We start from the raw sequence: 20,259 nt of genomic DNA, 5'->3' as shown, positions 1-20,259 counted from the left end.
GCGCCCCCCCGGCCCCCCCGGGGCCGCGGGGCCCACCCCGCCCGCCCCCGCCCCGGCGGCCCACGGGGGCCGGGTGTCGGTTCGGTCAGGGTGTGTGGGTGAGCAGGGTGAAGCCCAGGTTGGCCGGCGTCCCGGCCGAGTTGCGGGTCTGCACGAAGACCGCGTTGGGCGTCAGCAGCCGCGGGGCGACCGAGACCTCGCCACCCGGCGGAATGCAGCAGGAGCCGGACAGGGAGAGGGTGGCCAGGAAGGCACCGGCCGAGACGGTGTGACCGAAGATCACCTCGTACTCCCCGACGCCGTACTTGACCACGGTGCCGCCGCCGCGCGCCTTGGTGCCGTTGGAGTTGACGACCGTGAAGACGTTGGTGGCCACCAGTGGGGTGGCCGCACTCGCCTTCAGCGCGGCTTTCGCGATGCGCGCCGACTCGGCGCTGACCGGCGGCTGGGAGTTCGTGCCGCGTGCCGGCTGGACCGTTTCCTGCGGCGCCTTCGCCGACGGTTGGGCGATAGCGATGCCCCCGCCGGCGAGGCTGAGCCCCAGGACAGCGAACGTGACCGCCGCCACCTTACGTCGGAAGGATGTGCTCATGACAGGTCCCCCTTGTGTGACCGTGCGAATTCGGCCGACCCGCGGGGCGGGACGGATGACTGCCCATAAATAGGCGTACGACGACAGTTGGGCGGGGGAAAGCTGCCTCGCTCACACCCGACGAGATTGATTTATCAGCAATCTACATCCCACCTGAGCTGCGGTTACTACTCAGAGTTGCGTCGTTTAAGCCAGATGGAACGTAGCACCGAAAAAAGCCGCCAGTCAATAGTTGATCTCGCTTTTCCGGGGTGTCAACCAACCGTCAGATAATTGTGAAATGTGAGCGCATCGCCATTCATGAAATGGGTTCGTCAGGCCCGACTAGGATCATCGTCGTGATCGTCGACGCTCCACCCGCGCACCGGAACGCTCGGCTCGCCACGGTGCTCTGCTGGCTTGCCGTCGTACCCACCGCACTGTGGGCGGCCGCCCGACTGCTCGGCCTGGACCGGGGGCCGTTGGTGCAGGCGCTCGCCTTCACGCCGTACGTCGCGGGCGTCAGCGTGCTGGTCCTGGCCCTCGCGCTCGCCCTGCGGCGCTGGTGGCCGGCGGCGCTCGCGGCCCTGGCAGCGGTGGCGTTGCTCGGCACCGTCGCACCTCGGGCGCTGGCCAACCCGCAGCCGGCGGCGGCCGGGCCGACCGTGCGGCTGCTCACCGCCAATCTGCTCGCCGGCGCCGGCGACGCGCCGACACTGGTGGAGTTGGTCCGGCGACACCACGTGGACGTGCTCACCGTGCAGGAGTTCACCCCGGACGCGCAGACCGCCCTGGATCAGCTCGGCCTGGCCACGCTGCTGCCGCACCGGCAGCTCAACCCGGAGATCGGCACCCCCGGCTCGGGGCTCTACTCGCGGTGGCCGATCACCGACGGCGGCGTCCGACGCAACCTCGAGGGCTGGGGCTTCAGCCAGGCGTACGCGACGGTGTCCGTGCCCGGCGGGCCCCCGGTCCGCGTCGAGTCGGCCCACCCCTCGGCGCCGTACGCGCTGGACCAGGTGGGTGCCTGGCGTGCCGACCTGACCGCCCAACCACTGGCCACCCCGGACGGTGGCCTGCGAATCCTCGCCGGCGACTTCAACGCGACCCTCGACCACGGTCCACTGCGGGCCCTGCTGCGCAGCGGTTACGTCGACGCCGCCGACGCCACCGGAGAGGGCCTGACCGGCACCTGGGGTCCGTACGACGGCGACCTCATCCCACCCGTCACCATCGACCACGTCCTGGTCGACCATCGGATAGCGGTCCGCTCGGTGCAGGTGCTAACCCTGCCCGGCAGCGACCACCGCCCCGTCCAAGCCACCCTGACCCTCCCCACCCCCTAACCCACCCCACCTCGTCGATCTTGCACTTACTGTCGCGGCATAAGCGGCAAAAGCCGCAGACCATCGACACAAAGTGCAAGATCGCGAGAGTTGGGGTGGGGGCCGGGAGGCGGGAGTTAGACGGAGGTGGGGGCTAGGCCGTAGGTGAGGGCGTCCACCAGGGCGTGCCAGCTGGCCTCGACCACGTTCGGGTGGACGCCGACAGTGGTCCAGTCCCGGCCGCTGCCGTCGGAGGTCTCCAGCAGGACCCGGGTGACCGCGCCGGTGCCGTGGCTGCCCTCCAGGATGCGCACCTTGTAGTCGGCCAACTCGAAGTCGCGCAGCTGCGGATAGTGCCGCGCCAGCCCCACCCGCAGCGCCTCGTCGAGGGCGTTGACCGGGCCGTTGCCCTCGGCGGTGGCGATCACCCGCTCACCGCGAACCCGGATCTTGACGGTCGCCTCGGAGACCACCGCGCCGTCCTCGCGATGCTCGACCAAAACCCGGTACGACTCCAGGGTGAACGGTCGCGCCGGGCTGCCCTCCGGCAGCTCGGAGCGGACCAGCAACTCGAAGGAGGCGTCCGCCGCCTCGAAGGACCAGCCACCCGCCTCCAGCTCCTTGACCCGCTTGGTGACCCGGGTCAGCGCCTCCGGGCTGGCGGCCAGGTCCAGGCCGAGCTCACGGCTCTTGAGCTCGACGCTGGCCCGGCCGGCCATCTCGGTGATCAGGATCCGCATGTCGTTGCCCACCACCGACGGGTCCACGTGGTTGTAGAGCAACGGGTCGACCTTGATCGCACTCGCGTGCAGCCCTGCCTTGTGAGCGAAGGCGGCAGCCCCGGCGTACGCCTGGTGGGTGTCGGGGGCGATGTTGGCGATCTCGGCGATGGCGTGCGAGACCCGCACCATCTGCGCCAGGCAGCCCTCCGGTAGGACGGGCATGCCGAGCTTGAGTTGAAGGTTGGCGACGACCGCGAAGATGTCGGCGTTGCCAGGGCGTTCGCCGTACCCGTTGGCGGTGCCCTGCACGTGGCGGACGCCCGCCTCCACGGCGGCGATCGTGTTGGCCACCGCGCAGGCGGTGTCGTTCTGGGCGTGCATACCGAGCAGCCCGGCGTCGATCCCCAGCCTGTTCGTCAGGTCGTGGATCACGGCGCTCACCTGGGACGGGAGCATGCCGCCGTTGGTGTCGCAGAGCACCATCCGCTCGGCGCCGGCGGCGAGCGCGGTCTGCACCACCGCTGCGCCGTACGCGGGGTCGTGCCGGTAGCCGTCGAAGAAGTGTTCCCCGTCGACGAAGACCCGTCGACCCTCCCGGACGAGGTGGTTGACGGTGTCGTGGATCATCGCGAGGTTCTCCGCGCCGGTGGTGCGCAGCGCGCGCTCGACGTGCCGGCTGTCGGCCTTGGCGACCAGGGCCACGGCCGGGGTCTGCGCGTCCAGCAGGGCGCGTACCTGGGGGTCGTCCGCGACCGCGACGCCGGCCTTGCGGGTGGCGCCGAACGCGACGAGCACGGCGTGCCGCAGGTCCAGCTCGGTGCGGGCGCGGCGGAAGAACTCGGTGTCCTTGGGCACCGCGCCCGGCCAGCCGCCCTCGATGAACCCGACGCCGAACTCGTCGAGCAGCCGGGCCACGGCCAGCTTGTCGACCACCGAGTAGGTGAGCCCCTCGCGCTGGGCGCCGTCGCGCAACGTGGTGTCGAAGACCTGGAACGTCATCAGGATCCTTTCTCGGAGCAACAAAAAGACCTCCCGCGGATGCGGGAGGTCTGCGCGCTCGGCAGAGGGGAGAGCCGGCGCGCTAGGTCGCAATAATCAGGGCGGTGCTGGTCACGATGGCCACTCTGCCACCCCTCCCCCGAATTTGGGAGGAACAATCCACATAGCGGGATGGTGACGGAGGGTTCGTTCGCCCCCTGGCCGCCGCTCGTGATCGGCTTCACAAGGCGCCAGGCCACTCATCGGCGGAAACAGCGATGCGGAAGCATCTGGAGCGGATCCGATGATGGCCACCGTGCCGTCTGCAAGGAGGACCTGTGCTCACCGTCAGTGACCGCTTACCTGAGCACGGACTCGCCGCCTGCGTATCGCTGGGCGTCACCAACGCGTCCAGGACGATCAACCACACGTCCCACGAGGGCACGTGGTGTGTGGTCTTCGTCGGGCCGATGGGTACCTCCATCAGCCCGACGGAGATCGCCGACGAGACCCCCGCCGCCGGAGTCTGACCATGGGCCTGGACGCGATCAAGGCAGCCCTGCCGGAGTACGCCACGGACATCAGGCTCAACCTCGGCTCCACCGTCGGTTCCTCGGCGTTGACCCCGGCACAGACCTGGGGCACCGCGCTGGCCTGTGCGGTGACCGCTCGCAACCCGGTCGTGTTGCGGGAGATCGCGGCCGAGGCGCTCGGGCACCTCGGGCCGGAGGGTGTCGAGGCGGCCAAGGGCGCCGCGGCGATCATGGCGATGAACAACATCTACTACCGGGCCAAGCACCTGATCGGCGACGAGCAGTACGCCTCGATGCCGGCCCGACTGCGGATGCAGATCATCGCGAGGCCGGGGGTGGACAAGGGCGACTTCGAGCTCTGGTGTTTCGCCGTGTCGGCCATCGCCGGCTGTGGGGTGTGCCTGGAGTTGCACGAGAAGAAGCTGCGCGGCATCGGCTTCACCCGGGAGCAGCTGCACGAGGCCCTGCGGATCTCCGCAGTGGTGCACGCCACGGCGGTCACCCTGGACGCCGAGGCCGCACTGGCCTGAGCCCGTCGCCGTTTCCGGCCCCCGACAGCCGGGTAGCTCCTGCGGGGACGCACCCACCTCAGCCGAGACGATCGGCGACAGTCAGGAGTGAACGGCATGGACAGGATCGATCCGCACGCCACCCACGCCGGGCCGGACCCGCTGCGCGGCGGCGACCAGGGCACGGTGCCCGGCGGCGCGCCGGCCGGCACGTTCGACCCCTGGCGCTACCGTGACCAGGCCGGCGTGGCCGACGTCGACCTGGTCGGTTACAAGGTCGAGGCCACCGACGGTGGAATCGGCAAGATTGACAGCGCCAGTCACGAGGTGGGCGGCAGCTACCTGGTCGTGGACACCGGGCCCTGGATCTTCGGCAAGAAGGTGATGTTGCCGGCCGGCACCGTCAACCAGGTCGACCACGACCAGCGCACCGTCTCCGTCGACCGGACCCGGGACCAGATCAAGGCCGCCCCGGAGTACGACGAGACCAGCCACAGCGACCCGAGCTACCGGGACCAGCTGGGTGGCTACTACGACGAGACGTACGGCGCGCTCCCGCCCGGCACCGCACGGTGACTGTTCGACCCGACGGCCGGTGGGGCCCTGTCCCACCGGCCGTTACCGTGAGGGCGTGGACGCCATCGACGACAGCCGACAGATTCCGCTCCCCGCCACCTTCAACTTCCGCGACGCCGGCGGCTACCTCGGGCGCGGCGGCCGACCCGTACGCCGTGGCCGGCTCTACCGCTCCGACTCGTTGCACCGCCTCACCGAACAGGACCGCGACGCGTTCGTCGCGATCGGCGTCCGCACCGTCATCGACCTGCGCCGCCCCACCGAGGTGGAGCGGGACGGCCGGGTGCCGGCATACGAAGGGCTGACCTACCGGCACATCCACCCGGAGCACGACGACTGGGCGGGCGTACCGCACGAGGAGGGCGCGAGCCTGGCCCGGTACCTCGCGGACCGGTACGCCGACCTGGCCCAGACCGGCACCGCCGGGCTGGCCGAGGCGGTCGGGCTGATCGCCGACTCCGCCAACGCCCCGGTGGTCGTGCACTGCGTGGCCGGCAAGGACCGCACCGGCATCGTCTGCGCGTTGACCCTCGCCGTGCTCGGCGTCGACGACGCGGACATCACGGCGGACTACGCGTTGAGCAGCGAGGCGTCGGCCCGGTACAGCGCCTGGCTGGCCTCCATCAACCCGGACGGAGTGGAGGTGCCGGCACCGTTCCTGGCCTCACCCGCCGAGGCGATGCAGATCTTCCTGGACGAGCTGCGCGCGGGGCACGGCTCGGTCGAGGCGTACCTGCGCCACGCCGGGGTGACCGACGAGCAGCTCGCCGCGCTCCGCGACCACCTGCTCGACCAGCCCACCAAGGCGCAGCCCACCGACACGTAGGTCCGACTGCGCCGGCCCGTCCGGGTGGACGGGCCGGCGCAGCGACGGAGATCAGAAGACCCGCTGCACCCAGCCGTGCGGGTCGGCCGCCTTGCCCCGCTGGATGTCGACCAACTGCTGACGCAGGGCCATGGTGACCTGACCGGGCTCGCCACCACCGATCAGGAACTCACCGTCCGGGAAGCGGACCCCACCGATCGGGGTGACCACCGCGGCGGTGCCGCAGGCGAACACCTCCCGAAGGCGACCGCTCGCGGCGTCGGCCTGCCAGTCGGCGAAGCTGACCGGCCGCTCCTCGACCTGGTGTCCGGCCGCGCCGGCCAGCGCGAGGACGGCGTCGCGGGTGATGCCCGGCAGGATCGTGCCGGTCAACGGTGGGGTGACCACAGTGCCGTCGTCGTAGACGAAGAAGACGTTCATGCCGCCCAGTTCGTCGACGAACCGGCGCTCCACCGCGTCCAGGAAGACGACCTGGTCGCAGCCGGCCTCGATGGCCTCTGCCTGGGCGGCGAGCGACGCGGCGTAGTTGCCGCCGCACTTGGCCGCGCCGGTGCCACCGGGCGCGGCCCGGGTGTAGTCCGGAGAGACCCAGACGGTGACCGGCTTGACGCCACCGGTGAAGTACGCCCCGACCGGTGAGGCGATCACCATGTAGAGGTACTCGTTGGCCGGGCGGACGCCCAGGAAGACCTCGCTGGCGAACATGAACGGCCGCAGGTAGAGGCTGCCGTCCTCGCCGGTGGGGATCCACTCCCGGTCGATCTCGATGAGCTTGTGCAGCGAGTCGACGAACACCTCCGGCGGCAGCACCGGCATCGCCATCCGCTGTGCGGAGGTGGCGAAGCGGGCCGCGTTGGCGTCCGGCCGGAACATCGTCACGCCACCGTCGGCCGTGCGGTACGCCTTGAGCCCTTCGAAGATCTCCTGCGCGTAGTGCAGCACCGCGCTGGCCGGGTCCATCGGAATCGGGGCACGGGCTTCCACCCGGGCGTCGTACCAGCCCTTGCCGTCGGCGTAGCGGACGGTGACCATGTGGTCGGTGAAGACCCTGCCGAACCCGGGATTGGTCAGCAGCGCGGCCCGATCGGCGGCGGATACCGGCGCGAGATTCGGACGGATCTCGAAGTCGAGCTTGTCACCACCGCTCATCGCGCTGACCTCCCTGCGGAACAACGGCATGCGGGACCGCACACCGACATGGCTGTGCCAGAAACTTACCCCGAACGGTCGTTCAGCGGGTAGCGCCGGTCGGGGCACCCGTGGCAGACCGGCCTCAGGGCCGGTCGCCACTCGGGCCGGGGTGATCAGGCTACGGCGTGGGCGGCGAGCCGGTCGCCGACCTCTTCGGTACGCAGCGTCACGCCCGGTACGCGGCTGGCCAGCTCGGCGGCGACCGCCGCGTTGACCCGAGCGGCCGACTCACTGTGCCCGAGCTGCTCCAGCAGCAACGCGGCGGAGAGCACCGCGGCGACCGGGTCGGCGATGCCCTGCCCGGCGATGTCCGGCGCCGAGCCGTGCACCGGCTCGAACATCGAGGGGTACGCCCCCTCGGGGTTGATGCAGCCGCTGGCGGCCAGCCCGATGCCACCGGTGACGGCCGCGGCGATGTCGGTGAGGATGTCGCCGAAGAGGTTGTCGGTGACCACCACGTCGTAGCGCTGCGGCTGGGTGACCAGGAACATGGCTGCCGCGTCGACGTGCTGGTACTCGGTCTCGATGTCCGGGTGCTCGGCGGCGACCACGTCGAACGTACGCGCCCAGAGCGACCCGGCGTGGGTGAGCACGTTGGTCTTGTGCACGAGGGTGACCTTGCGCCGCTCCCGGCGGCCGGCGCGGGCGAACGCGTCGCGGATCACCCGCTCCACGCCGTGCCGGGTGTTCAGGCTCTCCTCGGTGGCGACCTCGGCCGGGGTGTCCCGGTGCAGGGAACCACCGGCGCCGGCGTAGAGCCCCTCGGTGCCCTCGCGCACCACCACGAGGTCGACCTCGCCCGGCTTCACGTTGGCCAGCGGGCCGGCGACCCCGGGCCAGAGCCGGGACGGGCGCAGGTTGACGTACTGGTCGAAGGCGAAACGGAGCTTGAGCAGCAACCCTCGCTCCAGCACCCCCGGCGGGACCGTCGGGTCACCGACCGCGCCGAGCAGGATCGCGTCGTGCCCGGCCAGCTCGGTCAGCACCGAGTCGGGCAGCACCTCTCCGGTACGGTGCCAGCGGGCGGCTCCGAGGTCGTACTCGGTGGCCTGCACGTCGGGCAGCACCGCGTCGAGGACCTTGCGGGCCTGCGCGACCACCTCGGGCCCGATGCCGTCCCCGGCCACCACCGCGATCCGCGCCACGACCGCACTCCTCTGCTCGACGGTTCCGTTCGGGCAACGGTACGTCGCCGTCCCGCCTCCCGGTACGCTGCGTCCACAATTTGGGATGCGCGAATGCACAGCACCCTCTCAGCTGGGACTCATGGGGCGGTCATCTCCGCTGCCTACGGTAGTGCTCAGTGGGTCGCGGGGGCCCGCTGACCAACGGGGTCGCGATGACGCGGCGCCATGTGCGAGGGGGCAGATGCGATGCGCATCGACGAGCAGCCACGGACCCGCTGGCCGGACCCGTCCGCGTTCCGCAACCGCCGGCCGGACCTCCGACTCGGCAGCCGCCGGCACCGGATCGACCCGGCCGCCGCCACCGAGGGCCGGATCGCTGTGCAGCACACCATACGCACCGCGACCGCCGAGTACACACTGCTGCTCAACGCCCCCGAGTGGCTCGGTCGCCGAGGCGTGGGCGAGGCGCTGCGGGACAGCGTCGCCGAGCTACGCGCCATCGACCTCACCTACGGCCCCAACCGACCGGAGAGCCTGGTCTCCCGGCTGCGACGAGACGAGATCAGCCCGGAGTCGTACCCGCCGCTCGCCGATCTGGTGGACCGTTGCGCCGCGATGCGCGCGGTCACCGACGGGTGGTTCGACGCCTGGGCGGTGCCCGGCGGCTTCGACCCGGGCGGCCTGCTCGGCGGCTGGGCGGTGGAACGCGCCGCCGAGCGACTGCGCGCCGCCGGCATCCACGACTACGCCGTACTCGCCGGCGCCGACCTCGTCGTCCGGGGCCGAGCGCCGCACGGCGGACCCTGGCGGGTGGCGGTGCACCACCCGACCGCACCCGAGCGCGCGCCGCTGGTGCTGGAGATGACCGCCGGCGCGATCGGCACCTCCGGGGTGACCGGGCGGCAGGGGCACGTGGTGGACCCGCACACCGGCGAGCCGGCCGATCACCTCGTCGCCGCCACAGTGGTGGGCCCCGACCTGGCGATCGCCGACGCCTACGCCACAGCGCTCTACGCCGCCGGCCCCACCGGCCTGGCGTGGTTCCGGGGCAACTCCGACTATCGCGCGCTCTTCGCACACCGTCGCTGAGCCGGTCGGGCCCGGCCCCCACGGTCTCGGCAACGACCGTGAGGGCCGGTCAGCGACGAGTGCGCGTGGCTCGCACAACCGAGGGGTGCGGACCGGTCGGGCCGGACGTCGACCGCGCCACCCGAAGACGGGCCGGCGCCTCGAACTCGGCCAGTGACCGCAGTGCGTACGCTAGCGAATCGACGCAACTCGACGCAAGAGTCTCCACACCGGACCGTCGTGACCCGAGCACGCGGTGATCGGTGGTTGACCGGCGGCGAGGCAGTTTCGACATGGTGAACGGCGGATGGCACGCTATCCGCCGTGAGTTTCGATCTGAGCGTGTGGGCCCTGGAGGACGGGGCGACGCCCGAGGACGTGCGGACAGCGGTCAACGGTTGCCGGCAGGGGCGGCACGTGGATCGCTACCCCGATCCACGGGTGGTCAGCTTCTACCGGGCGATCACCGCCTCCTATCCGGACCGTCACCCCGGCCCGAACAGCCCGTGGGCGGTGGCGCCGCTGCACGCGGCCCACGACCACGTCGAGCTGAACCTGCACCCGACCTGCGCGGACCAGGTGCTACTGGACATCGAGCGGCTGGCCGGCAAGCACGGGCTGATGCTCTTCGACCCGCAGGACGGCTCGGTCTACCCGCCGCCGGCGCGGCTGCCCGGCTGACCTGACCGGCGGCACGGACGGGAAATGACGAGGGGCCCGGCGAATCGCCAGGCCCCCCACGGTGCTTGTCGTCTACTACTCGTCGCGCAGGTCGGCGGCGCTGGCCGCCGTGGCGCCGATCGAGTCGGCGGCCGAGGTGAGCAGGTCGGCGCCGAGCGCCTGGTCGACGGTGAGCGTCATCAGCGTCTCACCGCCCGCCTCCCGACGGGCCACCTGCATGGCGGCGATGTTGATGCCCGCCTCGCCGAGCAGGGTACCGACAGTGCCGACCACACCGGGCCGGTCGGCGTAGCGCAGGAAGAGCAGGATGCCCTCCGCGCCGATCTCCACGTCGAAGCCGTCCACCTCGGTCAGCTTCAGCACGTCCCGGGCGCCGGAGTGGGTGACAGTGCCGGAGACACTGACCGTCCGGCCGTCCGGCAGCGCGCCGCGCACCGTGACCAGGGTCGGCTGCTCGGCCGTCTCGGCCAGCGTGGCAAGGGTGACCTCGACGCCGCGCTCGGCGGCCAGGTGCGGGGCGTTGACGTAGGTGACCTGCTCCTCGACCACGGAGCTGAACAGGCCCTTGGTGGCGGCGAGCTTGAGCACCGACACGTCGTGGCTGACGATCTCACCGCGGACCTCGACAGTGACGCTGGCGGCGACCCCGCCGGCGACCGCGGTGAACGCCCGACCGAGCTTCTCCGCCAACGGCAGCAGCGGCCGAACGTCCTCGGCGACCACGCCGCCGGCCTGCACGTTCACCGCGTCCGGAACGAACTCGCCCTGCAACGCCAGCTTGACGCTCTTGGCCACGGCGAGACCCGCCTTGTCCTGCGCCTCGTGGGTGGAGGCGCCCAGGTGCGGGGTGGCCACCACGTTGTCGAAGGCGAACAACGGCGACGAGGTGCACGGCTCCTTGCTGTACACGTCGACGCCGGCGCCGGCGACCCGACCCTCGGCGATCGCGTCCGCGAGCGCCTGCTCGTCGACCAGCCCACCACGGGCGGCGTTGATGATGCGAACGCCGGGCTTGACGAGCGCCAGCTCCTTCTCACCGATCAGGCCCACCGTCTCCGGCGTCTTCGGCAGGTGGATGGAGATGAAGTCGCTCTCCCGCAGCAGCTCCTCCAAGCCGACCAGGCGGACGCCGAGCTGCGCCGCACGGGCCGGCTGGATGTACGGGTCGTACGCGATCAGCCGGGTGCCGAACGCGGCGATGCGCTGAGCGAAGAGCACCCCGATACGACCGAGACCGACCACGCCGACCGTCTTGCCCTGCACCTCGACGCCGGTGTACTTCGACCGCTTCCACTCCCCCGCCTTGAGCGCGGAACTGGCGCTGGCGGTGTTACGGGCGACGGCGAGCAGCAGCGCGACGGCCTGCTCGGCGGCGGAGACGATGTTCGAGGTGGGCGCGTTGACGACCATGACGCCCCGCGCGGTGGCGGCCGGCACCTCGACGTTGTCCAGCCCGACGCCCGCCCGGGCGACCACCTTGAGTCGCGGCGCTGCGGCGACCGCCTCGGCGTCGATCTGGGTCGCGCTGCGCACGATGACGGCGTCGGCCTCGGAGAGCGCCGAGAGCAGGGCCGGACGGTCGGTGCCGTCGACGTGACGGACGTCGAAGTCGTGGGCGAGCACCTCGATGGCGGCGGGGGCGAGTTCTTCGGCGATCAGTACGACAGGATTCATCGGTCCTCGTAGAGGTCGTGTTTGCGATCGGCCCGGGCGGCGGGGCGCCGCACTGCGCCCTGCGCTGATCCGTGCCGTGGCCGTCAGGTGCCGGCTGCTGCACCTACAGGCGATCGTAGGGGCCTCGCTGGTCGGCGTGTTCCGGTCTTCGGGGTGAGTGCCCTCACACGCCCGGTCGGGCGACGGACATCGGCCGTTCACCGCACCGACACGGTTGCTCCGGCCGGGCCGAGCACCGGCGGCGTCGGTCACCCGGTCACTTCGGGAGAGCCGTGGCGCACGAGCACTGCCGCCCGACGTATCGACGGGCGGCAGCATGCCGGGCAGCCCCGGGGCGGCGCTGGGGAGAGCGCCGGCCCAGGGGCTGTCGGTGGATCGTCGTTCGGACGGGTCAGGCGGTCTCGGTGATCGGGCGGTCGACCCAGCTCATCATGCCGCGCAGCTTCTTGCCGGTCTCCTCGATCGGGTGCGCCGCACCCTCGGCCTGCCACTTGGTGAAGTTGGGCCGGCCGGCCTCGTCCTCGGCGACCCACTCGCGGGCGAACTCGCCGGACTGGATCTCACCCAGGATCTTGCGCATCTCGTCCTTGACCCGGGAGTCGATGATGCGCGAGCCGCGGGAGAGGTCGCCGTACTCGGCGGTGTCGGAGATGCTGTAACGCATCTTCGCGATGCCGCCCTCGTACATGAGGTCGACGATCAGCTTCAGCTCGTGCAGGCACTCGAAGTAGGCGACCTCCGGGGCGTAGCCCGCCTCGGTGAGCACCTCGAAACCGGTCTGCACCAGCGCCGAGGCGCCGCCGCAGAGCACCGCCTGCTCGCCGAAGAGGTCGGTCTCGGTCTCCTCGGTGAAGGTGGTCTTGATCGCGCCGGCCCGGGTGCCACCGATCCCCTTGGCGTACGCGAGGGCGAGCGCGAGCGCGTTGCCGCTGGCGTCCTGCTCGACGGCGACGAGACAGGGCACGCCCTTGCCGTCGCTGTACTGGCGGCGGACCAGGTGGCCGGGGCCCTTGGGCGCGACCATCGCCACGTCCACCTCGGCCGGCGGCTTGATCAGGCCGTACCGGATGTTGAAGCCGTGGCCGAAGAAGATCGCCTTGCCGGGGGCGAGGTGCGGGGCGATCGACTCCGCGTAGATCCCGCGCTGGGCGGTGTCCGGTGCGAGCACCATGATCACATCGGCCTCGGCGGCGGCCTGTGCGGGCGTGACCACCCGCAGGCCCTGCTCCTCAGCCTTGGGACGGCTCTTCGAGCCTTCCGGCAGACCGATCACCACGTCGACGCCGGAGTCACGCAGCGACAGCGCGTGGGCGTGGCCCTGGCTGCCGTAACCGATCACCGCGACCTTCTTGGCCTGGATCAGGCCGAGGTCGGCATCGTCGTCGTAGTACACCTCAACGCTCATGAGAACTTCCCTTTCGTACGACGGCCGGGGCGGCCCGTCGTGGTCTGTGCGGATGAATTCGCCGGACGGTCGGCCGAGGGCCGACCGGCGGGTCAGGCGGCCCGCAGCGCGGGACCGGCGGTGATCGAACGCGAGCCGCGCCCGATGGCCACCAGCCCGGACTGGACCATTTCCTTGATGCCGAAGGCCTCGAGGTCGCGGAGCAGCGCGTCGAGCTTGTCCGGGGTGCCGGTGGCCTCGATGGTCAGCGTGTCCGGTGCGACGTCGACCACCCGGGCGCGGAACAGGTTGACGGTCTCCAGCACCTGCGATCGCGCGGACCGGTCGGCGCGAACCTTCACCAGCAGCAGCTCTCGGGCGACCGAGACCTGCGGATCCAGCTCAACGATCTTGAGCACGTTGACCAGCTTGTTCAACTGCTTGGTGACCTGCTCCAGCGGGGACGACTCCGCGTTGACCACGATGGTGATCCGCGAGACGTCCGGGTTCTCGGTCTCGCCGACGGCGAGGCTGTCGATGTTGAACCCGCGCCGGGAGAACAGGCCGGAGACCCGGGCGAGCACGCCCGGCTTGTTCTCCACCAGCACGGACAGCGTATGCATGGTCATTAAATGTCATCCTCGTCGAAGACCGGGCGGACGCCACGGGCGAACATGATCTCGTCGTTGCTGGTGCCGGCGGCGACCATCGGCCAGACCATCGCGTCCTTGCCGACCACGAAGTCGATCACCACGGGCGCGTCGTTGATCTCCATGGCGGCGGCGATGGTCTTGTCGACGTCATCGGCGCTCTCGCACCGCAGCCCGACGCAGCCCAGGGCCTCGGCGAGCTTGACGAAGTCGGGGATGCGGTGCTTGTGGGTGCCGAGCTCGGTGTTGGAGTAGCGCTCGTTGTAGAAGAGCGTCTGCCACTGCCGGACCATGCCGAGATTGCCGTTGTTGATGACGGCGATCTTGACTGGGATGCCCTCCAACGCGCAGGTGGCCAACTCCTGGTTGGTCATCTGGAAGCAGCCGTCCCCGTCCACCGCCCAGACCACGGTGTCCGGCTTGCCGACCTTGGCGCCCATCGCCGCCGGCACCGCGTAGCCCATCGTGCCGAGGCCGCCGGAATTCAACCACGTGTACGGCTTCTCGTAGGAGATGAACTGCGACGCCCACATCTGGTGCTGGCCGACCCCGGCCACGAAGATCGCGTCCGGGCCGACGATCTCGCCCAGCCGCTTGATCACGTACTGCGGGGACAGGGTCCCGTCGACCGGCTCGTCGTAGCCCAGCGGGTAACGGTTGCGCAGGTCGTTGAGCTGCGTCCACCAGTCGCCGAGGTCGGCGGTGCGCCCCGCCGACCGCTCGGCCGTCACCGCGGTGATCAGCTCGTCGATGACGTGCTTGGCGTCGCCGACGATCGGCACGTCCACGTGCCGGTTCTTGCCGATCTCGGCGGGGTCGATGTCCGCGTGGACCACTGCCGCGTCCGGGGCGAACGAGTCCAGTTTGCCGGTGACCCGGTCGTCGAAGCGTGCGCCCAGCGCGACGATCAGATCAGCCTTCTGCAGGCCGTAGACCGCGGCGACCGTGCCGTGCATGCCGGGCATCCCCAGGTGCTGCTGGTGCGAGTCGGGGAACGCGCCGAGCGCCATCAGCGTGGTGACGACCGGGATGCCGGTCAGCTCGGCCAGCCGGCGCAGCCCGTCGGTGGCACCGGCCTTGAGCACCCCGCCACCCACGTAGAGCACCGGCCGTCGGGCTGCGGCCATCAGCCGCGCCGCCTCCCGGATCTGCTTGCCGTGCGGGTGCAGGGTTGGCCGGTAGCCGGGCAGGTCCAGGGTGGGCGGCCAGGAGAAGGTGGTCGACGCCTGGAGCACGTCCTTGGGGATGTCGACGAGCACCGGGCCGGGTCGCCCGCTGCTGGCCAGGTGGAACGCCTCGGCCAGCACCCGGGGGATCTCCTCGGCGTTCTGCACGAGGAAGTTGTGCTTGGTGATCGGCAGGGTGATGCCCTGGATGTCCGCTTCCTGGAAGGCGTCGGTGCCGATCGACGGGCTGGCCACCTGCCCGGTGATCGCCACCATCGCCACCGAGTCCATGTAAGCGTCGGCGATCGGGGTGACCAGGTTCGTCGCGCCCGGGCCGGAGGTGGCGATGCAGACGCCGACCTTGCCGGTGGCCTGCGCGTAGCCGGTCGCCGCGTGCCCCGCGCCCTGCTCGTGCCGCACCAGGATGTGCCGGACCGTCGAGTCGTAGAGCGGGTCGTACGCCGGCAGGATCGCACCGCCCGGAATGCCGAAGACGACGTCGACCTCGAGCGCCTCCAGGGACCGCACGAGCGAGCCGGCCCCGGAGACCTGGGTCGCGGCGGCGGGCCGTACCGCCGGAGCGGCCGGAGTGGCCGGGCGCGTGGCGGCCTGGTCGACGTCGAGGGTCGGGTCGGCAGCCGCGCGGGCCCGGCGGGCGGTGTGGGCGAGGGTCTCGGGCGTGGGTCTCGTCATGGCGGTTCTGGCCTTCGGCTGGAGTGGCTGGTGGCTAGTCAAGCGATGCGACGCGGGCGCGGCCCGCCTCGCCAGGTTCCGATGGCAATAAAAACGGCCCTCGTGCAGATGCACGGGGCCAGCGCACTCTCGGTGAGGGAGAGTGCGCTCAGGTAAGTACTCGCAGCGACCGGTACGACGACATGCGGCTAAGCCTGACGCATCTCACGCGATGAGTCAACTGATCCCACATGTTGGTTAACGGAGGTCGGCGCGTCGGCCGGCGACGCGCCATCGGCAGGTGGGGTGAGCTGCCCGGACCCGCCCGGAGCGCGGCGTGGCGCGGGCACCGGAGCGGGACGCGCGCCCGGGGACGTGGCTGCCTCCAGCATCGCCTCCAGGTGCTCGGCCGGCACCCCCCAGCCGAAGAGCGCGCCCTGGCCGAAGCGGCAACCGGCGGCCACCACCGCTGCCAACTCGGTCGGGGTGGTCACCCCCTCGGCGATCACCTCCAGGCCCAACTGGTGGCCCAGGCGCATGACGATGTCGACCATCGGGGCGAACGCCGGGCCGTCCTGGCCGACCGGATGGACCGGCTCGTGCTCGGCGACCAGGCTGTGATCGATCTTGAGGATGTCGATCGGCAACCGGCGCAGCTGCCCCAGCGACGAGTAGCCGGCCCCGAAGTCGTCCAGCGCGATCCGGACACCGGTCAACCGCAGCGCGGTGAGCCGTCGGATCAGCTCGTCCAGGTCGGTGGCGACCGCGTGCTCGGTGACCTCCAGCACCAGCCGCTGCGGCGGCACGTGGTGGGCGCGCAGCGCCTCGGCGACCTGGACCACGTACGCCGGGGCGTGCAGCTCGCGCGGGGAGACGTTTACCGACACCCACACGTCGTGCCCGTCCGCCAGCCACCGGGAGAGCTGGTAGCAGGCCTGATGCAGCACCCAGGCACCGAGCGGGGCGATCATGCCGCACTCCTCGGCGAGCGGGATGAACTCGTCCGGACGCACGTTGCCCAGCTCAGGATGGTGCCAGCGGAGCAGCGCCTCGGCGCCGACCGGCCGCACCGACGGCAGCGACGCCACCGGCTGGAACGCCAACCGCAGCTCGTCGCGGTCGATGGCCCCGCGCAGCTCGTGCTCCACCGTCGTACGCCGGCGCAGCAGTTTGTCGTACGCGGCGTCGTACCGCTCGATCCGGTTCTTGCCACGCTGCTTGGCGTAGCGCAGTGCCAGGTCGGCGTGGCGCAGCAGCAGCTCCACGTCCGGCTCGTCGGCCCAGTCGGCCACCCCGATGCTCACCGATAGGAAGACCGGCCCCTCCGGCTGGTCGTAGGGGCGGTTGAGCACCCCGAGGAGCCGTTCGGCGACCCGGTCCGCCTCGACCGGCCGGCCCTGCATGAGGACGGCGAACTCGTCGCCACCCAGCCGGGCGGCCACGTCGCCGGGGCGCAGGTTGCCGCGCAGCCGCCGGCCCACCTCGGCCAGCACGGCGTCGCCCACGTCGTGGCCCCGCATGTCGTTGACGTTCTTGAAGCCGTCCAGGTCCAGGCCGAGCAGCACACACGGGTTGTGGTCGGCGGCGTTGCGGTGCAGCGCCCGGAGCAGCCCGCGCCGGTTGGCCAGCGACGTCAGCGGGTCGGTGTGCGCCAGCTCCCGGAAGTGCGCCTCCCGCTCGGCCAGGCGGCTCGCGTACCCCCGGACGTCGCGCAGGGTGAGGTACTGCCGTGCCACCAGGGCGAAGCCCTCCACGCTGCCGGCCACGATGCCCGCCGCGGTGAACCGGCCGTCCTGGGCGAGGTGGTACATCGCCGAGGCGGCCATCGCCAGCATCGGGGCGATCGCGTACTCGCCGTCGCTGCCGACCAGGTCCAGATCGATCTGCCCCGGCCGGTCGGCCCGGTACACGGCGAGCGCGACGATCAGCAGACCAGCGGCGAGCACCGCCGCTCCGGTCAGCGCCATTGTCGGCCCGGCCTGGCAGAGCCCGGCGCTGAGACCCAGCCCACCGCAGGTCACCGCGCTGATGCCGGCGCCCAGCGCGGCGAGCCGTCGACGTGGCGCGGCGGCCCGGAAGACGACGATCACGACGAGCCCGGCACCGAGCGCGGCACTCACAGTGGCCACCAGAATCGCCGGGCAGGCCATCGGGGTGGCGGCACCGAGCAACCGGGTGGGCTCGGAGAAGAGCACCCAACCGACGAACCACAGCGCCGCCGCCATGACCAACCCGTCCAGGGCGAGCCGGGTCGTTCCGGCAGCCGTGGCGGCCACCCCGGGCAGCCGGAGCAGACCAGCGGCGAAGGCCAGCCCGCTCACCGCAGTGCCGATCGCCACCGCTGTCGCCCAACCGGTGCGCTGCCCCTGCTCGTGGGCCCAGTGGTCGTTCGCGCTGAGCGCGGCGACCACCCCGGCCAGGAGGCTGAGCACTGCAACACCGGCGGCCGCCGCGAGCAGCACGTGTGCCGGTCGACGCGGCACCGTCCGCCGCCGGGCGACGACGGTCAGCAGCACGGTGGCCACCGCGGCGACGAGCCCGCTGAGCGCCGCGACAGCGACCATGCCCGGTGGAAAATGCACGCCTCCAAGAGTGCCGGATGGGCGCACGTCATGGGGGGCTGGGTGTGCATCTGTTGGGACACGGCAGATACCGGGGTGGGCCGACGCGCCGACGGTGTCATGCTGGTATGCATGCCTGAGCTGCGGTCGAGGACTTCCACACACGGTCGGACGATGGCCGGCGCCCGGGCCCTCTGGCGGGCCACCGGGATGACCGACGACGATTTCGGCAAGCCGATCGTCGCCATCGCCAACAGTTTCACCCAGTTCGTGCCTGGTCACGTACACCTCAAGGACATGGGTGGCCTGGTCGCCGACGCGGTCGCCGAGGCCGGTGGGGTGGGCCGGGAGTTCAACACCATCGCTGTCGACGACGGCATCGCGATGGGCCACGGCGGCATGCTCTACTCGCTGCCCAGCCGTGAGCTGATCGCCGACGCGGTCGAATACATGGTCAACGCGCACTGCGCGGACGCCCTGGTCTGCATCTCCAACTGCGACAAGATCACCCCCGGGATGCTGCTGGCCGCGTTGCGGCTCAACATCCCGACCGTCTTCGTCTCCGGCGGCCCGATGGAGGCCGGCAAGACGATGGCGATCGAGGGCGTCGTGCACAGCAAGATCGACCTGATCGACGCGATGATCGCCTCCTCGAACGAGGCGGTCACCGACGAGCAGCTCGGTGAGATCGAACGCTCCGCCTGCCCGACCTGCGGCTCCTGCTCCGGCATGTTCACCGCCAACTCGATGAACTGCCTCACCGAGGCGATCGGGCTCGCGCTGCCCGGCAACGGTTCCACGCTGGCCACCCACGCCGCCCGCCGGTCGCTCTTCGTCGAGGCCGGCCGGACCATCGTGGAGATCTCCAAGCGGTGGTACGACGGCGACGACGACTCGGTGCTGCCGCGTACGGTCGCCTCCAAGGCCGCCTTCGAGAACGCTGTCGCCCTGGACGTGGCGATGGGCGGCTCCACCAACACGGTGCTGCACCTGCTCGCCGCCGCCCGCGAGGCGGAGATGGACTTCGGCGTCACCGACATCGACGCGATCTCCCGGCGGGTGCCGTGCCTGGCCAAGGTCGCGCCGAACTCGCCGAACTACCACATGGAGGACGTGCACCGGGCCGGCGGCATCCCGGCGATCCTCGGCGAACTGGACCGGGCCGGGCAGCTCAACCGGGACGTGTGGGCCGTGCACTCCCCCTCGCTGGCACAGTGGCTGACCGACTGGGACGTGCGCGGTGGCTCGCCGACGCCGACGGCGGTCGAGCTGTTCCACGCGGCTCCCGGTGGGGTGCGTACCGTCGAGCCGTTCTCCACCACCAACCGGTGGTCGTCGCTGGACACCGACGCGGCCGGCGGCTGCATCCGGGACCGCGAGCACGCCTACTCCGCCGACGGCGGGCTGGCCATCCTGCACGGCAACCTGGCACCCGAGGGCAGCGTGGTGAAGACCGCCGGCGTGCCCGACGACTGCCTGACCTTCCGTGGCCCGGCGAAGGTCTACGAGTCGCAGGACGACGCGGTGACCGCGATCCTCGCCAAGCAGGTGGTCGCCGGGGACGTCGTGGTGATCCGCTACGAGGGGCCCAAGGGCGGCCCCGGCATGCAGGAGATGCTCTACCCCACCTCGTTCCTCAAGGGGCGCGGGCTGGGCCGCTCCTGTGCGCTGCTCACCGACGGCCGTTTCTCCGGCGGCACCTCCGGGCTCTCCATCGGGCACGTCTCCCCCGAGGCGGCCTCCGGCGGGCTGATCGCCCTGGTCCGCGACGGCGACGAGGTCGTCATCGACATCCCGGGCCGGTCGATCGAGCTGAACGTGCCCGCCGAGGATCTGGAGGCACGACGGGTGGCCGAAGAGAAGCGCGACAAGCCGTACACCCCGACCGATCGGCAGCGGCCGGTGTCGGCGGCGCTGCGCGCGTACGCCTCGATGGCCACCTCGGCCAGCGACGGCGCATACCGCCGCGTCCCGGAGTAACCAGCCGTTCCCACCCGTACGGCCGACATCCGTTGCTGTCGGGGTATCCCGTCGACCCGGATACC

Annotated in this window: 17 protein-coding genes; 8 read left to right on the top strand and 9 right to left on the bottom strand. The window is 71.2% G+C overall.

Going from position 1 to position 20,259, the window contains the following annotated elements:
* Positions 1-85: 85 nt before the first annotated feature.
* Entirely contained in the window at positions 86-592 is a 507-nt protein-coding gene (locus tag ABZ794_RS19770; protein ID WP_210786399.1) for a hypothetical protein, read from the bottom strand.
* Between the two features lie 386 nt (positions 593-978).
* Here ABZ794_RS19770 and ABZ794_RS19765 point away from each other — a divergent pair, with 386 nt between their 5' ends.
* Positions 979-1,917, top strand: coding sequence for an endonuclease/exonuclease/phosphatase family protein (locus ABZ794_RS19765; protein ID WP_357516817.1), 939 nt, complete (start codon positions 979-981; stop codon positions 1,915-1,917).
* A gap of 116 nt (positions 1,918-2,033) precedes the next feature.
* On the opposite strand, the gene cimA is transcribed toward ABZ794_RS19765, so the two are convergent.
* Positions 2,034-3,617 carry a citramalate synthase gene (gene cimA / locus ABZ794_RS19760; protein WP_210781119.1) on the bottom strand — a complete coding sequence of 528 codons (1,584 nt, stop codon included), beginning with the start codon at positions 3,615-3,617 and terminating at the stop codon, positions 2,034-2,036.
* Between the two features lie 317 nt (positions 3,618-3,934).
* Here cimA and ABZ794_RS19755 point away from each other — a divergent pair, with 317 nt between their 5' ends.
* The 4 genes from ABZ794_RS19755 (at position 3,935) to ABZ794_RS19740 (ending at position 6,040) form a co-directional block, all read left to right on the top strand.
* Positions 3,935-4,126: a hypothetical protein gene (locus ABZ794_RS19755; protein WP_357516809.1), complete on the top strand. Its 192-nt coding sequence runs from the start codon at positions 3,935-3,937 to the stop codon at positions 4,124-4,126.
* A 2-nt stretch (positions 4,127-4,128) separates the two neighbouring features.
* Complete coding sequence (locus tag ABZ794_RS19750; RefSeq protein WP_357516808.1) at positions 4,129-4,659, top strand: carboxymuconolactone decarboxylase family protein; 531 nt, start codon at positions 4,129-4,131, stop codon at positions 4,657-4,659.
* 96 nt (positions 4,660-4,755) lie between these two features.
* Positions 4,756-5,214, top strand: a complete 459-nt coding sequence (locus ABZ794_RS19745; protein ID WP_112582479.1) for a PRC-barrel domain containing protein — start codon at positions 4,756-4,758, stop codon at positions 5,212-5,214.
* A 19-nt stretch (positions 5,215-5,233) separates the two neighbouring features.
* Positions 5,234-6,040 (top strand): tyrosine-protein phosphatase, encoded by an 807-nt coding sequence (locus ABZ794_RS19740; protein ID WP_357516806.1) that lies wholly within the window; start codon positions 5,234-5,236, stop codon positions 6,038-6,040.
* A 51-nt stretch (positions 6,041-6,091) separates the two neighbouring features.
* Here ABZ794_RS19740 and ABZ794_RS19735 read toward each other — a convergent pair whose 3' ends face one another.
* Together ABZ794_RS19735 and ABZ794_RS19730 are read right to left on the bottom strand one after the other, a co-directional pair.
* Entirely contained in the window at positions 6,092-7,189 is a 1,098-nt protein-coding gene (locus tag ABZ794_RS19735; RefSeq protein WP_210781113.1) for a branched-chain amino acid aminotransferase, read from the bottom strand.
* A gap of 155 nt (positions 7,190-7,344) precedes the next feature.
* Positions 7,345-8,376, bottom strand: a complete 1,032-nt coding sequence (locus ABZ794_RS19730; protein WP_210781112.1) for a 3-isopropylmalate dehydrogenase — start codon at positions 8,374-8,376, stop codon at positions 7,345-7,347.
* A 228-nt stretch (positions 8,377-8,604) separates the two neighbouring features.
* Between ABZ794_RS19730 and ABZ794_RS19725 the strand changes: the two genes are divergently transcribed.
* Both ABZ794_RS19725 and ABZ794_RS19720 read left to right on the top strand, forming a co-directional pair.
* Entirely contained in the window at positions 8,605-9,447 is an 843-nt protein-coding gene (locus ABZ794_RS19725; protein ID WP_357516803.1) for an FAD:protein FMN transferase, read from the top strand.
* A 303-nt stretch (positions 9,448-9,750) separates the two neighbouring features.
* Positions 9,751-10,107: a hypothetical protein gene (locus tag ABZ794_RS19720; protein ID WP_357516801.1), complete on the top strand. Its 357-nt coding sequence runs from the start codon at positions 9,751-9,753 to the stop codon at positions 10,105-10,107.
* A gap of 75 nt (positions 10,108-10,182) precedes the next feature.
* Here the strand turns inward: ABZ794_RS19720 and serA are convergent, their stop codons facing one another.
* The 5 genes from serA to ABZ794_RS19695 all read right to left on the bottom strand — a co-directional run bounded on the left by serA (position 10,183) and on the right by ABZ794_RS19695 (position 18,235).
* Positions 10,183-11,781, bottom strand: a complete 1,599-nt coding sequence (gene serA / locus ABZ794_RS19715; protein ID WP_210781110.1) for a phosphoglycerate dehydrogenase — start codon at positions 11,779-11,781, stop codon at positions 10,183-10,185.
* Positions 11,782-12,172: 391 nt separating this feature from the next.
* Positions 12,173-13,186, bottom strand: a complete 1,014-nt coding sequence (gene ilvC / locus ABZ794_RS19710) for a ketol-acid reductoisomerase (RefSeq protein ID WP_112625850.1) — start codon at positions 13,184-13,186, stop codon at positions 12,173-12,175.
* A 92-nt stretch (positions 13,187-13,278) separates the two neighbouring features.
* Entirely contained in the window at positions 13,279-13,794 is a 516-nt protein-coding gene (gene ilvN, locus ABZ794_RS19705; protein WP_088946549.1) for an acetolactate synthase small subunit, read from the bottom strand.
* The gene (locus tag ABZ794_RS19700) at positions 13,794-15,674 is read right to left on the bottom strand and encodes an acetolactate synthase large subunit (RefSeq protein ID WP_357516799.1); all 1,881 of its coding nucleotides are present in this window, start codon (positions 15,672-15,674) and stop codon (positions 13,794-13,796) included. Before ABZ794_RS19700 ends, ilvN begins: the two co-directional genes overlap by 1 nt.
* Before the next feature lie 188 nt (positions 15,675-15,862).
* Positions 15,863-18,235, bottom strand: coding sequence for a bifunctional diguanylate cyclase/phosphodiesterase (locus ABZ794_RS19695; RefSeq protein WP_210781108.1), 2,373 nt, complete (start codon positions 18,233-18,235; stop codon positions 15,863-15,865).
* A 111-nt stretch (positions 18,236-18,346) separates the two neighbouring features.
* Between ABZ794_RS19695 and ilvD the strand changes: the two genes are divergently transcribed.
* Positions 18,347-20,194: a dihydroxy-acid dehydratase gene (gene ilvD, locus ABZ794_RS19690; RefSeq protein ID WP_357516796.1), complete on the top strand. Its 1,848-nt coding sequence runs from the start codon at positions 18,347-18,349 to the stop codon at positions 20,192-20,194.
* Positions 20,195-20,259: the final 65 nt, after the last annotated feature.

Source organism: Micromonospora sp. NPDC047187, assembly GCF_040643355.1.
GTDB classification, from domain to species: Bacteria; Actinomycetota; Actinomycetes; order Mycobacteriales; family Micromonosporaceae; genus Micromonospora; species Micromonospora salmantinae.
The sequence above is the reverse complement of the archived record's forward strand: the minus strand, read 5'-3'. Positions and strand labels throughout refer to the sequence as shown.

Excerpts from the sequence above, each read along its gene's own strand:
- ABZ794_RS19750 (WP_357516808.1), top strand. The coding sequence starts at position 4,129 with ATGGGCCTGGACGCGATCAAGGCAGCCCTGCCGGAGTACGCCACGGAC.
- ABZ794_RS19770 (WP_210786399.1), bottom strand. The coding sequence starts at position 592 with ATGAGCACATCCTTCCGACGTAAGGTGGCGGCGGTCACGTTCGCTGTC.
- ABZ794_RS19725 (WP_357516803.1), top strand. The coding sequence starts at position 8,605 with ATGCGCATCGACGAGCAGCCACGGACCCGCTGGCCGGACCCGTCCGCG.
- cimA (WP_210781119.1), bottom strand. The coding sequence starts at position 3,617 with ATGACGTTCCAGGTCTTCGACACCACGTTGCGCGACGGCGCCCAGCGC.
- ABZ794_RS19745 (WP_112582479.1), top strand. The coding sequence starts at position 4,756 with ATGGACAGGATCGATCCGCACGCCACCCACGCCGGGCCGGACCCGCTG.
- ABZ794_RS19700 (WP_357516799.1), bottom strand. The coding sequence starts at position 15,674 with ATGACGAGACCCACGCCCGAGACCCTCGCCCACACCGCCCGCCGGGCC.
- ilvD (WP_357516796.1), top strand. The coding sequence starts at position 18,347 with ATGCCTGAGCTGCGGTCGAGGACTTCCACACACGGTCGGACGATGGCC.
- ABZ794_RS19735 (WP_210781113.1), bottom strand. The coding sequence starts at position 7,189 with ATGAGCGGTGGTGACAAGCTCGACTTCGAGATCCGTCCGAATCTCGCG.
- serA (WP_210781110.1), bottom strand. The coding sequence starts at position 11,781 with ATGAATCCTGTCGTACTGATCGCCGAAGAACTCGCCCCCGCCGCCATC.
- ilvC (WP_112625850.1), bottom strand. The coding sequence starts at position 13,186 with ATGAGCGTTGAGGTGTACTACGACGACGATGCCGACCTCGGCCTGATC.
- ilvN (WP_088946549.1), bottom strand. The coding sequence starts at position 13,794 with ATGACCATGCATACGCTGTCCGTGCTGGTGGAGAACAAGCCGGGCGTG.